The sequence below is a fragment of the Streptomyces sp. PCS3-D2 genome (assembly GCF_000612545.2).
GTDB lineage: Bacteria > Actinomycetota > Actinomycetes > Streptomycetales > Streptomycetaceae > Streptomyces.
This window is the reverse complement of record NZ_CP097800.1, coordinates 3,641,138-3,656,835: the sequence shown is the minus strand read 5'-3', so window position 1 is coordinate 3,656,835 and position 15,698 is coordinate 3,641,138. Positions and strand designations below refer to the sequence as shown.

15 protein-coding genes are annotated in these 15,698 nt (G+C 70.4%); 7 read left to right on the top strand and 8 right to left on the bottom strand.

All coding sequences use genetic code 11. The features are described from left to right. Positions 1–29: 29 nt before the first annotated feature. Positions 30–1,547, bottom strand: a complete 1,518-nt coding sequence (locus AW27_RS15860) for a condensation domain-containing protein (protein ID WP_037920715.1) — start codon at positions 1,545–1,547, stop codon at positions 30–32. After that, complete coding sequence (locus AW27_RS15855; RefSeq protein WP_078556311.1) at positions 1,544–2,563, bottom strand: amino acid--tRNA ligase-related protein; 1,020 nt, start codon at positions 2,561–2,563, stop codon at positions 1,544–1,546. The genes AW27_RS15860 and AW27_RS15855 overlap by 4 nt, the downstream gene beginning before the upstream one ends. Before the next feature lie 450 nt (positions 2,564–3,013). On the opposite strand from AW27_RS15855, the gene AW27_RS15850 reads away from it, so the two are divergent. Together AW27_RS15850 and AW27_RS15845 are read left to right on the top strand one after the other, a co-directional pair. After that, the gene (locus AW27_RS15850; RefSeq protein ID WP_037920718.1) at positions 3,014–3,856 is read left to right on the top strand and encodes a class I SAM-dependent methyltransferase; all 843 of its coding nucleotides are present in this window, start codon (positions 3,014–3,016) and stop codon (positions 3,854–3,856) included. Between the two features lie 31 nt (positions 3,857–3,887). Then, complete coding sequence (locus AW27_RS15845) at positions 3,888–5,099, top strand: cytochrome P450 (RefSeq protein WP_037920720.1); 1,212 nt, start codon at positions 3,888–3,890, stop codon at positions 5,097–5,099. A 210-nt stretch (positions 5,100–5,309) separates the two neighbouring features. Here AW27_RS15845 and alaS read toward each other — a convergent pair whose 3' ends face one another. Continuing rightward, entirely contained in the window at positions 5,310–7,937 is a 2,628-nt protein-coding gene (gene alaS, locus AW27_RS15840) for an alanine--tRNA ligase (RefSeq protein ID WP_037920722.1), read from the bottom strand. A gap of 532 nt (positions 7,938–8,469) precedes the next feature. Between alaS and AW27_RS15835 the strand changes: the two genes are divergently transcribed. The 4 genes from AW27_RS15835 (at position 8,470) to AW27_RS15820 (ending at position 11,715) form a co-directional block, all read left to right on the top strand. Further along, entirely contained in the window at positions 8,470–10,581 is a 2,112-nt protein-coding gene (locus tag AW27_RS15835; protein WP_172671310.1) for a S66 family peptidase, read from the top strand. 227 nt (positions 10,582–10,808) lie between these two features. After that, positions 10,809–11,075 (top strand): hypothetical protein, encoded by a 267-nt coding sequence (locus tag AW27_RS15830; protein WP_037920725.1) that lies wholly within the window; start codon positions 10,809–10,811, stop codon positions 11,073–11,075. Further along, positions 11,072–11,440, top strand: coding sequence for a hypothetical protein (locus AW27_RS15825; protein WP_037920727.1), 369 nt, complete (start codon positions 11,072–11,074; stop codon positions 11,438–11,440). Before AW27_RS15830 ends, AW27_RS15825 begins: the two co-directional genes overlap by 4 nt. Next, the gene (locus AW27_RS15820) at positions 11,437–11,715 is read left to right on the top strand and encodes a hypothetical protein (protein ID WP_037920730.1); all 279 of its coding nucleotides are present in this window, start codon (positions 11,437–11,439) and stop codon (positions 11,713–11,715) included. Before AW27_RS15825 ends, AW27_RS15820 begins: the two co-directional genes overlap by 4 nt. Positions 11,716–11,750: 35 nt before the next feature. On the opposite strand, the gene AW27_RS15815 is transcribed toward AW27_RS15820, so the two are convergent. Both AW27_RS15815 and AW27_RS15810 read right to left on the bottom strand, forming a co-directional pair. Continuing rightward, positions 11,751–12,257 carry an anthrone oxygenase family protein gene (locus AW27_RS15815; RefSeq protein WP_052030373.1) on the bottom strand — a complete coding sequence of 169 codons (507 nt, stop codon included), beginning with the start codon at positions 12,255–12,257 and terminating at the stop codon, positions 11,751–11,753. Positions 12,258–12,385: 128 nt separating this feature from the next. Beyond that, the gene (locus AW27_RS15810; protein WP_052030374.1) at positions 12,386–13,048 is read right to left on the bottom strand and encodes a maleylpyruvate isomerase family mycothiol-dependent enzyme; all 663 of its coding nucleotides are present in this window, start codon (positions 13,046–13,048) and stop codon (positions 12,386–12,388) included. 71 nt (positions 13,049–13,119) lie between these two features. On the opposite strand from AW27_RS15810, the gene AW27_RS15805 reads away from it, so the two are divergent. Next, positions 13,120–14,034, top strand: coding sequence for a LysR family transcriptional regulator (locus tag AW27_RS15805; RefSeq protein WP_037920732.1), 915 nt, complete (start codon positions 13,120–13,122; stop codon positions 14,032–14,034). Between the two features lie 311 nt (positions 14,035–14,345). Here the strand turns inward: AW27_RS15805 and AW27_RS15800 are convergent, their stop codons facing one another. The 3 genes from AW27_RS15800 to AW27_RS15790 are packed head-to-tail and all read right to left on the bottom strand — an operon-like array spanning position 14,346 to position 15,270. Further along, positions 14,346–14,666 (bottom strand): hypothetical protein, encoded by a 321-nt coding sequence (locus AW27_RS15800; protein WP_236647607.1) that lies wholly within the window; start codon positions 14,664–14,666, stop codon positions 14,346–14,348. Beyond that, positions 14,663–15,004 (bottom strand): hypothetical protein, encoded by a 342-nt coding sequence (locus AW27_RS15795; RefSeq protein ID WP_037920733.1) that lies wholly within the window; start codon positions 15,002–15,004, stop codon positions 14,663–14,665. Before AW27_RS15795 ends, AW27_RS15800 begins: the two co-directional genes overlap by 4 nt. Next, positions 15,001–15,270 (bottom strand): hypothetical protein, encoded by a 270-nt coding sequence (locus tag AW27_RS15790; protein ID WP_037920736.1) that lies wholly within the window; start codon positions 15,268–15,270, stop codon positions 15,001–15,003. The genes AW27_RS15795 and AW27_RS15790 overlap by 4 nt, the downstream gene beginning before the upstream one ends. Positions 15,271–15,698 lie beyond the last annotated feature (428 nt).

Sequence of the window (15,698 nt, the reverse complement as noted above, 5' to 3'; positions counted from 1 at the left end):
CGGGGGCAGGACGAAGTCCTGCCCCCGCTTCAGACCTCGGCGACGGCCTCCGCGGCCAGCTCCATGAGCGCGGTGCGGATCGCATCCGCGAGCCGGCGCAGGCCCCGCGCCCCGATCCGGGACGGGTCCGCGGTGAACATCAACTGCCGCGCGCCGCCGGGTCGGTCGGCCCGCAAGAGCTCCGCGGCAAGGTCGGTGGAGGGGGCGGAGCGGGGCAGGTGTGCCGGCGCCAGCAGCGACGTGCCGAGACGCAAACCCCTGGCCGGCTCGCCCGGTTCCACGCACAGGGTCGCCTGGAGCAGGGGTGCCGACGTGTCGCCGTACCACCCGTGGTCGACCGAGAACAGCAGCTCCCGGTCACAACGCCGCGCCAGCGAGACCAGCGACTCGCCCGGTACGCCCCGCACTTGGACGAGGAGCGTGAGCACCCGGCGGCCGAGCGTCGGCTCCTGCCACGGCTCCACCCGGCCCGAGACCACCAGGCCGACCCGGAACTCCTGCTGCCCGGTGAACTCCGCCAGACCACGCGCGTACGCGGTGAGCACCAGGGAGGTGAGGGAAACGCCCAGGGCGCGGGTCGCCGCACGAAGCCGCCCCAGCAGCACGTCGTCGACCGGGACGGCCCACTCGACCACGTCGCCGCGGTCCTCGCCGCCGTCGGCGCCGCCGTCCTCGTCTCCGTCCGGTGCCCCGGCCGGCCACGCGATCGGGGGAAGCGCCGCCAGCCGCTGCTGCCAGTCGGCCACCGCGGGCCGGGGCTCGGTGCCGCCCGCCGACGGGTGGACGGCGCAGGCCGCCCGTCCGGAGTCCTCGGGGTCCGAGGGACGGGCGGCCGCGTAGGCGCTCTCGAGCTCGCGCTCGAAGGCGTCCAGCGACCAGGGGTCAAGTGCACTGCGGTGCAGATGGACGGCCAGCAGACGTCCGCCGTTCCAGGTGTACAGGGCGCAGCGCACCAGGGGGCCACGGACGGTGTCGAGCCCCTCCAGGGCTCCCGCCGCGGCGAGGTCGCGGGCCTGCTGCAGGGCCTCCCAACCGGCGTCCGGCACGGGTACGACGTCGACGCCCAGCCGGTCCCAGTCCGGCAGGACCGCGGATCGGTGGGCGTCGTTCCCCGCCTCGCCGGGCGGGGTGCGCAGGGCGGCCTGGCGGGCGGCCACCATCTTCAGCGCCGTGGTCAGGCGGCCCGGGTCGATCCCGAGGTCCCCGGTGCCCGTATAGGCGAGGGACACGACATCGGCGGGCCGCCCGGACTCCGCTCCCACGTGCGGAAGGTGCCGGCCGGGGGCGGGGGCTCCGCCTCCCGCCCCCGGCCGGCAGAGCCCGGCCGCGATGCGGCCGGGCGTCCGTCCCGTGTAGATGTCCGCGACGGACAGGCGGAGGCCGAACTCCTCGTACACGCAGGCCGCCAGCCGGATCGCAGCGCTCGGTTCGAGCCCGGCCTCCGCCAGGTCGGTGCCGGACCCGATCGGTACCTCCAGCACCTCGGAGGCCAGTTCCGCGATCCTGGTGGTGAGATCGGCCCCGCGCCAGGAAGGCGGTCGGGTCACGGGGTGAGCGCCACGCCGTTGAGGCGGGGGGCGAGCTGGAGCTCGCGGATGTCCTTGTGGTTGAGCACCCACATGAACCAGCGCTCGACACCGAGGCCGAAGCCGGAGGTGTGCATCGGCGCGCCCTCCTTCATCCGCACGTACCAGTCGTAGGACTCCTCCGGAACGTTGTGGTGCGCCAGGGCGGCGCGGGTCTGGGCGCCGTCCACGTGGCGCTCACCGCAGCCGACCGTCTCGCCGATGCCGAACAGCAGGTCGCCGTTGAGCGCGGTCCGCTGCTCCGCGTCGCCGTACGCCTGGTAGAAGGGCACCGACAGGTGGTCGAAATGGGTGACCCACAGCACCGGGCTGATCTCCTGCATCAGCCGGCGCTCGCCGTGCCGGGTCAGGGTCCGCCAGCCGTCGTGCTGCTCCACCGCGTACGGGTCGTTGCCCAGGTGGGCCGCAGCCTCGTCGAAGGTCAGGCGCGGGAAGGTGTCCAGGGCGAGCATCTGCTCGATGTGCGAGGTGGAGCCCGCCAGTTCACGGATCTCCTCGGACAGGTTCTCCATGACACCGGCGGCGAGCGAACGCACGTACGCGTCGACGACGTCCATGCAGTTCTCCAGGCCGCCCGGCAACTCCGCCTCGCTGTGGAAGAACTGGTTGAGGTGCGATTCGTCCGCGTCCTCGCCCCGGAAGCTGGGCATCAGGTACCAGGCGCCGTTGCGGCTGAGCCGGCAGCCGTACTCCAGCATGAACTGCATCGAGTCGGCCAGGAACGTGCGCTCGCCGAACAGGTCGATCTCCACCGGGAGCGAGTCGCTGCCCAGACCCATCGGGCTGGAGATGCTGTTCGTGGTGATCGGCAGGTGCACGGACTTGACGCCGCGCTCGCTCCAGAAGGAGGTCGTCCGGGTGGTCACGAGGTCCTGGAGGTCGACCAGGGTCCGGAACAGCGGCTGGTCCACGATCTCGAGGAACCGGTCCGCCGAAGGACGCCATCCGCCGTGGGAGAAGTCGTTCTTGAGGCTCATGTTTTCTTCCTGTTCGCTGGCAGACCGGCCGCCCGGAGGATCTCGTGGGTTCTCCGGCGCCGTCTTGGCATACGTAGTGATCGGGAGGGAGCGTCGCGCACGGATGTCGCGAATGGTCCCGGTGTCGGAGACAGGACGATTCCCCCGCTCACCAATATGTCGGCGCGGTCTCAGCGGGCCAAGTGATATGGGTGGCAGCTATGTTCGTGGCAGCTTGGTGCCTGCCCCGGGACGGATTCCGTCGTTGATTGCCGCACAAGTCCGGGGATACATTCACGCCATCATCCTTCGGCAGGGCCCCTTCGGCGCAAGATTCGCCGAGTTTCCGCGTGCCCTTCTTGTCCCGCGCCGTCAGACCGTGCCGTTGCGGTGCCGCGTCGGGCATTTCGCTTTTCGTGTCGCGGCGGGCCGTGCCGGAGCAACGCATCACCTTCAGAGGAGTTACCTTTCATGACCGAGACCCTGCTCGCCGAGGTCCAGGACTACTTTTCCGTGAAGGCCGAGGCCTACGACGACGTCGACCTCCAGCCGTACTGGATGCTGTCCGACCGGCTGCTGGCCGCTGCCCTGAAGGACGAGGTGCTCTCGCGGCTGCCCGAGGGCTTCCGCTTCCTGGACGCCGGCTGCGGCACCGGGCGCTGGACCACCTTCTTCGCCGAGCAGGCGCCGACGAGCCGCGGTACGTCCTTCGACCTGACCGCCGAAATGCTGGGCGTCGCCGAGGAGAAGGCCCAGCGCCGCGGCTTCGCCGACCGGGTCTCGTTCGTCCGCGGTGACCTGGCCGACGTCTCCGAGACCCTGGACGGCCAGACGTTCGACCTCGCCTTCAACTTCCACAACGTCCTCGGCTTCGTCGCCGACCCCGAGAAGGTCATCGCCGACATCGCCGGTCTGCTCAACCCGGGCGGCCTGCTCGTGTCGTTCCTGCCGAGCGTCTGGCACACCGCCTTCTTCAACATCAGCGTGGGCAACCTGGACGAGGCCGAGAAGGCCCTCGGCCGCCGCGGCCGCTTCACCACCCAGATGCCGGACATGCACCTGTTCGACCTCGAGCGCATCGAGAAGATGCACGCGGCCGCCGGCCTGGAGCTGGCGGTGGTCTCCGGCTTCCCGAATCTGATCTACCCGGGCTACCAGGAGACCCAGCTGCACGGCTCCACCGAGAAGCTGGTGGACATCCTGGCCGACGACAACGTCGACCGGATCTTCGAGATGGAGAACCGGCTGCGCACCACCCCGGGCATCGCCCCGCGCGGCAACAACCTCTTCGTCGTCAGCCGCCGCCCGGCCTGATGACCCGGCATCGAGCTGAGCTGAACTGATCATGCGCGCAACACTGGCGGCCGAGCCGCTGTCGCTGCTGTCGGAGGAGTTCGCCCGCGCCCCCCACCCCCACTACCGGCGCCTGCGCGAGCAGGCGCCGGTGTGGTGGGACGCCGAAACGGAATGCTGGTACGCCACCGGCTACCGCGAGGTCAACGCCCTGCTCCGGGACTCCCGGCTGTCGGCCCGGATCGGAGCGGGCTTCTTCGGGGACCTCGACGTTTCCGCCCGCGCCGGCATCCAGGACGTGGTGGACTTCTTCGACGCGTGGCCCATGTTCACCGACCCTCCCGCACACACGCGGATCCGGTCCGCGGCCGGCCCGGGCTACCGCCCCGCCGGCGTCCGCCCCCTGCGCGAACGCATCGCGCGGGAGGCGCGGGAGCTGCTCGCCGACTGCGATCCCGGGACCACCGATCTGCTCGGGCGCTTCGTCCATCCGCTCGCCGTGTCGGTGACCTGCCGGCTGCTCGGCATCGACGACGAGCACCGCGAGTCGGTCCTCTCCTGGTCCTCCGACATCATCGAGTTCATCGGCGTACCGCAGTGCGAACCGGACCGGGCGCCCCGCTCCCGTGCGGCGATCCGCGAACTCCAGGACTACCTGCGTACCGTGATCCTGCCCATGGCCCGGGCCGGACAGGGCCCCCCGCAGATCCAGGCCTTCCTCGACCTGGAGCCGCGTCAGGGCGCCGCCCTGTACGCCCAGCTGCTCACCGGCGGCATCGAGCCGGTCGCGGCGAGCCTCGGCTCCGCGCTGGTCAGCCTCCTGGACGAGGCCGGGGACGTACTCGACGGGCTGCACCGGGGGCGCATCGACGCCGGTCAGGTGGCCGAGGAGGCGCTCCGGTACGACGCCCCGTTCCACTTCGTGCCGCGCAGTGCCACCGAGCCGATCCACGTGGCCGGGGCGACCATCCGGCCCGGTGAACGGGTGGCCCTCGTGGTGGCCGCGGCCAACCGGGACCCCGCCGTGTTCGTGGACCCGGACCGGTTCCGGATCCCGGTGGAGGGGGAACGGGACCGCCCGCACCTGTCCTTCGGGGCCGGCCACCACTTCTGCCTGGGTGCCGGCATCGCCCGGGTGACCCTCACCGAGGCCATCGCGGCATTCGCCGAGTGGACCGCGGGACGGCCCGTCGGCCGGATCACGGCCGACCGGTCGGCCGCGTTCTGCAGGACGGTGTGGGAACGAGTCGCCGTGGGGCTCTGACCTCTGCCATCCGTACACCGTTGTCCTGCGTCGCGAGGGTTCCGGGTGGACCGCCGTCATCGGCGGTCCACCCGGAACCCTCGCTTTCGCGTACCGGCCTCCGTGCCGGTGCTGCGCCCGGGACAACGGCCAGGGCCTCCCACCCGTACCCACGGGTGGGAGGCCCTGCGCGCGCTGTGCGCCCGCCGCCCGGCTACGGGCAGCCGTCCGTCATGCGGAAGCGTCCTCCAGCACCGTGCGGACGGCCGCCGCGGCCTCGGCCAGGGGGACGGTGATGTTGCCGCCCTGGGCGAACCGGGCGCTGCCACCGCCCCGGCCGCCGGTCACCGTCAGCACCTGTTCCAGCAGTTCCTTGGCCGTGCCCTGCCCGCCCAGTGCGGCCGGCACCCCCACGCCGATGCGGAGGGTCCCGGTGCCGTCCGGCAGCAGGAACAGCACGACGGCGTTCAGCTCTTCGCCGAGCCGGCCGGCCTCGTCCGCCATCTGCTGGGGGTCCAGAGGCGGATCGACGAGCAGGACGTACCGTCGTCCGGACCCCGGTTCGCGGACCTCCGCGGCCAGCGACTGCGCACTGATCCGGGTCTGCCGGGCCTGCTTCTGCTCCTTGGCCGCGAGTGCCTCGATCCGCGCGGGCAGTTGCTCCGCCGATACCCGCAGCCGGCCGGCGAGCTGCTTGAGGGTCCGGTCGCGGTCCAGGGTGTAGGCGAGTGCGGCCTCACCGGTGACCGCCTCGATCCGGCGGACGCCGGCGCCCACGCTGCCCTCGCCGACGATCCGGAAGAGGCCGATCTCGGCCGTGCCGGACACGTGCGTACCGCCGCACAGCTCGCTGCTGACGTCCCCGAACGAGACCACCCGGACGTCGTCGCCGTATTTGTCGCCGAAGAAGGCGACCGCTCCGTCGCGCACCGCGTCCTGGTACGGCTTCACCTGCACGTCCCGGCCGGCGTTCACCAGCACCCGGCCGTTGACCAGGCGCTCGACCTGGTCGGCCTCCTCCTCGGTGAGCGCCCGGGGATGCTCGAAGTCGAACCGCAACCGGTCGGGCGCGACGAGCGAGCCCGCCTGCCGCACCTGGTCGCCGAGCACCTCGCGCAGCACCGCGTGCAGCAGGTGGGTCGCCGAATGGTTGCGCATCGTCGCCCGGCGGCGGGCCGCGTCCACGGACAGGTCCAGGGTGTCGCCGACTCGCAGCACGCCCTTCGAGACCTGGACGACGTGCACGTGGTGCCCGCCGATCCGGCGGGTGTCGGTCACCTCTGCGGACAGCTCCGGTCCGGTGATCGTGCCGGTGTCACCGACCTGGCCGCCGCCCTCCGGATAGAAGGGCGTGCGGTCCAGGACCACCAGGCCCTGCTCGCCCTCGCCAAGGCTGTCGGCGGGCCCGTCCGGGCCGGCCAGGGCGACGACCCGGGACTCGGACTCCAGTCGCTCGTAGCCGAGGAACTCCGTGGTGACCGAGCCGATGGCCGTGGTGAACTCGGGCGCGAGGGTCCGTACGGCGCCCTTCGGATCACCGGCGTCGGCCTTGCCCGTACCGCCTCGGGACAGCTCGCGGTGGGCCGAGAACAGCTCCGTGAAGCGCGCTTCGTCCACCGAACCGCCCTGCTCCGCGGCGAAGTCGCGGATGAGGTCCACCGGCATGCCCTGGGTGGCGTACAGGTTGAAGGCTTCCTCGCCGGAGATCCGGAACCCGGGGCCGGTGGCGAGCCCGGACAGCTGGTCCAGGCCGCGCCGGACGACCCGGCCGAAGTCTCGCTGCTCCCGGCCGAGCAGCTCCAGTGTGCGGTCCCGGTTGCGGCCGAGCTGGGGGTAGGCGCCCTTCAGCCCGTCGATCACGACCCCCGCCAGCTCGGGCACGTCGATTTCGTGGTAGCCGCTGCGGGTGGCCACGGCGATCGCCTTGCGCAGCAGGCGCCGCGGAATGTAGCCGCGGCCGTCGTTGGAGGGTACGACGCCCTCGCTCAGCATGAAGGTCGAGGACCGGATGTGGTCGGAGACGATCCGGACGTCCCGCTCGGAGGCCGCCGCTCCGCCCAGGCCTTCCCGGACCGCCCGGACGATCGGGGCCAGCAGGTCGGTCTCGTACGCCGAGTCATGTCCCTGGAGCACCATGGCCATGCGCTCCAGTCCGGACCCGGTGTCCACGCTGGGGAAACGCAGGCGCTCGAAGCGGCCGTCCGGCTGCTTGTCGAACTCCATGAAGACGCCGGCGTTCCAGATCTCGATGTACCGGCTCTTCGTGTCGAATTCCAGGCCCGGCCGGTACTCCTCACCGTGCTCGGCGCCGGTGTCGTAGAACACTTCGGTGCACGGGCCGCAGGGGCCGGTGTCGCCGGTGGACCAGAAGTTGTCCTCGCCGAGGTACACGATGTGGTCGCGGGCGATGCCGACCCGTTCCCAGGCGGCGGCCGATACGTCGTCCGGCGGCAGGCCGAGGGCCGGGTCGCCCTGGTAGACGGTGACGTACAGCTTGTCCGCGGGGAATCCGAAGCGCCCGGTGAGCAGCTCGAAAGCCAACTCGACGGCGCGTTCCTTGAAGTAGTTGTCGATCGACCAGCTGCCGAGCATTTCGAAGAACGTCAGGTGGTGGCGGTCGCCGACATCGGCGATGTCGTTGGTTCGCACGCACGGCTGGACATTGCAGAGGTCCGCCGCGGGCGGCAGTACCTCGCCGAGGAAATAGCGCTTGAGCGGCGCCATACCGGCGTTGATGAAGAGAAGAGACGGGTCGTTCACTGGAATGACCGACGCAGAGTCGATCCTGGTGTGGTTCTTCTCGACGAAGAATTCCAGGAACGTGTCCCGTATCTCATCGCTGGTGAATGTTCGGATCATATGGAGTGCCTGATTCCTGGGGAATGATGCGTACGGGTGTGGGGCAGGCAGGGCCCGTGGGCGGGGCTGCGGACATCGGTGCCGTACCGACCCGAACAACTCCCAGGCCCAGGCGAATTCGACGAGTTCCACGCGTGGCGCGTCGGGCAGTCCTCGCCGATGCCGAGTCCCCGAACACCGAACGCCGGACCGCCGTGCCCGCGCAGCTGATGATGGCATAAGCCTGACAGTGAAATGCCCATTTATTTCCGATTCATCCATTTATCGTGGGCGGCTGCGCTCCGGGCACCAAGCTGCCAGGGGAGTAGGTGCCACAGCGGAGCGCTGTCCGCCGCCCGCTCGCTGGCGAATGCTGGAACGGCCGGGGGCACCGATCCCGGCCCGCGCCCCGAGTCCCCGGGGCGGCTGGGCGCCGGCGGTAAGCGCTCTCTTCAGGGTGGATCACCGATCAAGGAAGACGAAGATGATTGACGTCGCCCCTCATTCGACGCGGACGGCACCGCCGCCGTGCCAACCGGCCATTCGGCAGCGGATGTTCGCAACCGCATCGTCCGTGGGCGGGAGCTCGGCGACCCGGGGTGTGGTGACCGCGTTCCTGGACACCCTTACGGAGCGCGGATACGAACTGACCCCCGCGGCCCGGCTCACTGACGCGGACTCGTCGGTGACCTTCGTCAACGCGACCATCACGCCGTACAAGCGGGCCCTGGCCCGTGGCGGTCGCATCGGATCCATCTGCCACTACCAGCCGTGTTTCCGGGCGCACGGCGAGCACCCCTGGCTGTTCGCCTTCGGCATGGTCGGCCTGCTCGCCGACGTCGAGAGCCCCGACGACCTCGACCGGATCTCCGAGGACACGCACCTGGCGACCCTCGCCGCGCTCGGCCACCCCCCGGTGGACCGGCTGCACATCCTCATCGACTCCCGGGACACCGACCTCCAGGACTCCGTGGGCAAGGCGGCGGCCCGCCACGGAGGTATTCTGCACGTCCTGCCGGACTCCACCGTCGGCACGCGGTGGACGTACGGCAGCGACAGCCCGCTCACCGGGCGCGGCATCACCTACTACTACCGGCGCCCGGACGTGGGCTGCGAACCCGAATGCCGGCCCGACTGCCGGTGCCCGCGCTGGCAGCCGCTGTCCAATCTGATCGTCGTCCACAACGGCGAACGCCGGTACGCCGAGGTCGGATTCGGCACCGAGGTCACCGCCGCGATCCCGTACGGTCCAAACCCCTTCTCCCTGCCGGAGATCGCCGACCGGGTTGCCATGGCCACCAGGGCGGGCCTCCCGGACGCGGCCGCCGCCGACGCGGTGAACCTCTTCCGCGCCGTCACCATGCTCGTGGAGGACGGCGCCCGGCTCTCCGGCAAGGGCCCCGGGTCGGTGGTGCGGAAGTTCGTGCTGCGACTGCTGGACCTGCTCGACGGCACGCTCGGCGTGGAAGGAGGCGAACAACTGCTGACCCGGTTCGGAGCCACCCGGCAGCTGTTCGACGTACTGCGCGCCGAACGGCGGCGCAGGGAAAGGGCGATGGCCGACAACCTGCGCGCCGCGCTCTTCCTGCTGGACCGAAACCCGCACACCACGGACGCGGAACTCCGCTCCACCTACGGTGTCTCCGAGGGGCAGGCCCGCCGTCTGCGGCAGACCCGGTTGCGTCCGCCGCGGCTGAAGGGAGGCGACACGGTCACCGTGGTGTCCCCGTCCTGGCGCGGCGGGGAGGTCTTCCCGAAGCGGGTGGTCCGCGGCTCGGCCGATCTCTCGGCCCGCACCGGCCTGACCGTGGTGACCTCGTCCCCGAAGCCCGGGCTCTGCCCGGAGTCCCGCACGGCCCGCGCGGAGGAGTTCAACCGGGCCGTACGCGACCCCGGAACCCAGGGCATCCTGTGGATGATCGGCGGCCTGAACGCCTGCGAACTGCTGCCCCTGATCGACTACGAGGCGTTCGGGGCACGCCCCAAGGTGCTCTGCGGCTACTCGGACGCGACGGTGCTGCACCACGCCCTGTACGCCCGGACCGGCGCCACGACCTTCTACGGCCCGGCGCTGCTGTCCCAGTTCGCCGAGAACGGCGGTACCCCCGAGCTCACTGTGGGCTCCTTCGCCGAGCTGACCATGCAGGGCTGGACGGGACGGTTCCCGACCGCATCCGAGGTGATCGAGGAGTTCGTCGACTGGGCTGACGACAGCCGCCCGCGCGACGCCGTCCCGGCACCCCCGCGCAAGGTGCTGCGCCCGGGGCTGGCCCAGGGCCCCCTGCTTGCCGGATGCGTCCCGAGCGCGCTGCAACTGCTCGGCACGCCGTGGCTGCCTGACTACCAGGGCCACGTCCTCGCCTTCGAATTCTCCGACGACAACGGCTACGGCCCCGGCCAGGCGGCCCGGGACCTGTGGCAGCTGCGCCACGCGGGCCTGCTCGACGGCGTCGAGGGACTCGTCCTGGGCCGGCCGCGGCTATGGTCCGACGATCAGCGGGAGCAGCTGGAGCGCATCCTGCTTGATGTCTGCCACGGCACGGCGTTCCCCATCGTCACCGAGTTCGAGTTCGGCCACACCGACCCGGTCCTGACCCTCCCCACCGGCGTGCCGGTCCAGCTCGACAACACGACCCTCACTCTGCTGGAACCGGCGGTCCGCTGAGCCGGCGAACATGGCTCAGCCGTGACTGGCTCCTCCACTCCCACTGCCTGGTGGTAGTGGGAGCGAGAATTCGAGGCGCCGCGGCGCGGGTGGATGGCAGCGGCGCCTCGGCATCCAAACAGAGCAGCGGTCGCCCCGTCGTCTTCACGAGACGTCGTCCCTCGGCTTGGGTGCATTTCCAGAGGGTCTCATAGCGTCAGGTCAAGGTGACGGTTTATGCTCGGGGTGTGCGAGCGACGAGCGACCCCCTGACCGTAGACGAGAAGACCGAGCTGGACGAGGCCCTCAAGGCCGTCCGGCGGGCCGAGCAGGCCCTGGCGCGGGCGCAGGCTCACCTCAACCACACGGCGGGTCGCATCGGCTCCGCTGACCGCTACGGGCAGAAGGCGGCGGTTGGTCGCCGCGTCGGCTGGTCCCGCCAGCACGTCACCGCCCTCGCCAATGCCTACCGGGCGGGCGCACTGGATCAAGAGGAGAGGGTCGAAGCCGCATGAGCACCGCGCCCCAGCCGTCCGCCATCCCGCAGCCGCCCGCTCAGCCTGAGGCCATCCGCGCGGCCCTCGCCCAGGTCGCCCCGCAGCTGCTCGCCGATTTCGACCGCGACCGCGCGGCCAGCACGGCCCGCGCGCGTGCCGAGGTGTCCGCCGTTCCCCTCCGCACCTTCACCGAGGCGTGGGCTGTCGAGGTCGCCATTGCCCGGTACCCGGAGACCGCTGCCAGGCTTCGCGCGCTGGAGGCCCGTGCCGGAGAGGTCACCGACCTGGCCGAGGCGCGCGACGTCGCCGCCGAGATCAGCCGGATTCGCAATGCCGCCGCCGCCGAGGCAGGTATCCGTACGGCCGGCGAGGCCGCCCGGTGACCGACGACTGTTGGGTGTGGGAGTACGCCTTCCATGCCGAGGATGAGGTCGGCTTCCCGAAGGCTGTGCGCGATGAGGTGAAAGCCGTCGCCGACCAGATCGTGGAACTCGCCAACCTGGGCATTGACCCGGCGGAGCTGGGGGATCCCACCCCCGGCACGGCTCGCCGTCACATGCTCCCTTCCGGCGGATGGTTCGAGACCCAGGCGCTCCCGCGGATGAGGCCACGCCTCCTCGCCGTGGTCCTGGTCGTGCCGCCACTGCACCAGCTTTGATCGGCGTTCTGCAGGAGGCTTTCGGTCAGAGCGGTTCAGTGGTTCCTCTGTGGTCCGGAGGTGGTCCGCGGCTGTTTCTGGTCAGTCGGCGGTTGCCTTGGGGAGAGGGCGATCAGCAGAGCGAATGCGGCAACGGCGGTGAGCGTGCGCAGGTTGTTGAAGAGTTCCCAGCGCCGCAGGATCTCCGTGTGGTCGACCGGCGCCGATGTATGCGCCCATTCCTTGATCCGGCCGTTGATCGGCACATTGCCGAACCGGGTTATCAGGAAGGACGCGAGGGTCAGCAGACCTGCCGTACCCGCGATCAGCCGGGCACGTCCGCGGGTCAGGGCCGCGAGAGCCAGGGAGCTCAGCGTCGACACGGCCATCGCCGCTTGCATGGTGATGCCGTTCATCTTCATCAGCTCGGCGTGGAATGACAGCCGCATGTCGAGCGGTACCGCGTTGAAGGTGGGGACGAGGTTGGCCGCTCCGTAGCCGAACGCGCCGGCGAGGAGGCCGGTGGAGAGGAGGGCGAGTCCCTGAAGGAGTCGGATGCGCATGTTCGTTGGCTCCAGTGGACGGGTGCCTGTGTGGCTTGGTCCGGTCGACGGCTCTGAGTGGTCGAGGCGGGGCGGTGCCGGGCCTGCGTCACCGGCAGGAGGACGGGCGACGGTCAGGCGTGCCGCCGTCACGCTTCCGCAGCAAGGAAGCGGACGCCCGGTTCGCCGCGGAGGTGCCCTGCGGGGAGCCGTCGGCCGTATGCGACCAGGAGGAGATCCTGTGCGGCGCCGTACAGAGGCGTTCCGGTGCCGAAGGACCAGTCGAGGTCGTCGGCGCGGAGTTCGATGCCGGCCAGGTCGGCTCCGAAGAACTTGAGGGTCCCGGGGCTGACGCCCTCCAGGAGGATGCGCACGCGATCCTCGGGAACCCTGCGGCCGAGGCCCAGCGCGACCGTGACGTCCAGGCCGTGGATCACGTCGTGGCCCAAGGCCGCCTCGATCCCGCCGACCGGCGGCCTCCAAGGGTGGTCCGCGTTGTCAGCGAGCAATGCGGCGAGCTCACGCGTCGAATGGGCAGCCACGTCCTGGTGGGCGCAACGGTCGGTCATCCGATGGAGGTTGCCTCGCGACCTGATCAGTTCCCACGCCATCCTGGGGATGGAGTACCGGAACCCCATCGTCATGTGGGCCGCGACTTCCCGTACCCGCCACCCTCCGCACAGGGTCGGCGCGTCCCACTGCGCGGCCGGCAGACCATCCAGCATGGCGGCCAGCTCGCGGCGTTCGGCAGCGATCGCGGCTCTGATGTCCGCGGCTGGTCTGCGGTGAGTCGTGCGAGTCGTGTTCCCCATGACCTCAAGGCTCTCGGCAGGCCCGCCATAAGTCCAAGAGTTTGAATGTCTCGCAACTAGCATGATCAGTTATGGACATCCGGCAGTTGCGGTACTTTGTCACGGTCGCGGAGGAAGCCAACTTCACCCGCGCCGCCGCCCGTCTGCACCTGGCTCAGCCGGGGGTGAGTGCCCAAGTCCGCCAGCTCGAAAAGGAACTCGGGCACCCGCTGCTCGACCGCTCCGGCCGGTCGGTGACCCTGACGGAAGTGGGCGAGGCCGTACTGCCGTACGCGCGGGCCGCGCTCACCGCCGTCGAAGCGGTTCGGCAGACCGCGGACGAGTTCACCGGGTTGCTGCGCGGGCACGTCAACCTCGGTCTCGTCTCGGGTGCGGCAGCGGCAGCCCACGAGTTCGGCCTGGCGGCCGTCCTGGCCGGATTCCACGAGGACCACCCCCAGGTGGAGATCGCTCTGATCGAGGACACCTCGGAGCGGATGCTCACCGCACTGCACCGAGGGGAACTCGACATCGCCGTGATCGGACTCGCGGACGAGGAGCCCCCGCCAGGCATCTCCATCCAAGTCCTGGTCGACGAACCCCTGGTCGCAGCCGTCACCCCGGACGACCCCGCCCTCATGCCCCCGGATCGCACGAGCATTCCGTTGACCGAGCTCCGCGATCGCCCGCTGATCAGCCTGCCGCGTGGCACAGGTATCCGTGGAGTGCTCGACCGCGCGTGCGTGCAGGCGGGGTTCCGGCCCCGCATTGCCTTCGAGGCGGCCGCTCCGCTGTTCCTTGCACAGCTCGCCGCCCGCGGTCTCGGCGTGGCGGTGGTTCCGGCCCTCCCCGCCGGTGCGGCGTCGGCCCTCGGGCTGCGGACGCTGGAGATCACCGAGCCGCGGCTACGCGGCCGGGTCGCCGTGGCCTGGCGGACGGACGGCCCCTCCAGCCCCGCCGCCACCGTCTTCCTGGACCTGCTGCGTACGGGGCTGGGCCCAACCTGATGCACGGTGAGGGCCGCTATGGCACGCGAAGGGCAGCTCGGACGCCGGAAGGTCTGGACAACAAACAAGCCCCAGGTCGTTGACCTGGGGCTTTGTCGTGGAGCGGATGACGGGAATCGAACCCGCGCTATAAGCTTGGGAATCGCCCGGTACTTGGGTAGGCGCACAGTCCCTGACCTGCGAATACGACCGCTGACGATGCCGTTATGGCTGCTTCGGTGCGACCCTTGTTGACCGCTGTTTACCGCCCCTACTGGCACGTTGTGGCACGGCTTCCGCGCCAGCTGGATGCGCGAGGGTGCTGTCGCAGGTCACTGCCAGAACACCTCCTCGACGATGATCTGCGGGTCGGCGGTGCGGCGGGTGAACGTGTAGTGGATCCAGCCCCGGCCGTGATCGAAGTAGCAGACGTACAGTCCGTTCGGCACCGTCGACCGAAGCGGGGCGATACGGCAGCCGGGTGGGAGATCTGGGATGTTGTCGGTACCGCGGAAATAGGGGTCCTCGACGGTGACCAGTTCGGCTCGGATGCCGTCGATCAGGTCGCGTACCGGCTTGGGTAGGGAGTCGCGGGCGGTCCGGGCCGTATCGACCCAGTCCATCTGCCAGGGCGGCCCCATGAAGTCGCTCACTGGCCGGGCTCCGCCTTCCCCGCCTCGCGCCGAAGGTGCGCGGCCTGCGTGAGCAACTGCGTGGCCTCGGCGTTCGTCGACGCGTCGGCTGCCCGGCTTTCCAGGTCGTGGATGTGCCGGTCGAGTGAGGGATCGCGGGCGATGGCAAACTCGGCCCACCACTGGGCGAGGAACGCCGGTACCGGGGCGATGTCGTGCGCGTCGCCGATGGCCCACTTCCAGTGGGCGTCGAAGTCGGCGAGGAGCTGCGGTGTGTGCTCGGCGATCGCGGTGCGCAACGCCTTCGTGTTCCGCTCGGGCATGGGCGGGATGCCGGACGGCCTGGGGGCGGTCGTCATGCCGCCACCTCCTCAGTCTCGCTGCCCTGGGCGGCCTGCTTGGCCTTGTAGGCGGCGGCGAGGGTGGACGCGTACTGGGGTGTCCACTCCATGTGCCTGGCGACGGCCGGCGCTCCGCCGCGGCCGAGGTCTACGGCGATACGCCCCGCGGTCTCACGGAAGTGCGCGACGGCATCGTCGGCGGCCTTCTTCGCCCGATCCAGTTCGAGCTTCTGCGCGTCGGTCAGGGCGGCCTGCGGAGCTCGGGCGCGGGGCTTATCGGTCATGGGAGCAGTGTGGACCCCACGCCGATAAATCGCAAGAACTACTTGTCATTAAGGGCCTCGTCCGAAAGGAAAGACCTTGCGTCGAGGGCGACACCAAGTCCAACGGCTGGTGTGTGGGTGAGTGGGCGACCTGCCGGCCATCCTCTCCACCGAGGTCGAGCGGCGCCTTGAGCGGCTCGCGGAGTAGGGGTGCCGGTGGCATGCGAAGGCGCTGTGGGCAGGATATTCCTGCGAGTTGGGCCGCGCGCATGGCGCGCGGGCCCCTGAGAGGCCTAGGCGACAAACAAGCCCCAGGTCGCTGACCTGGGGCTTTGTCGTGGAGCGGATGACGGGAATCGAACCCGCGCTATAAGCTTGGGAATCACCCGGCACTTCGGGGTCCACACGCCGTCTGAGCTGCTACGACGTTCGTCAGGCCCGCCGTATCG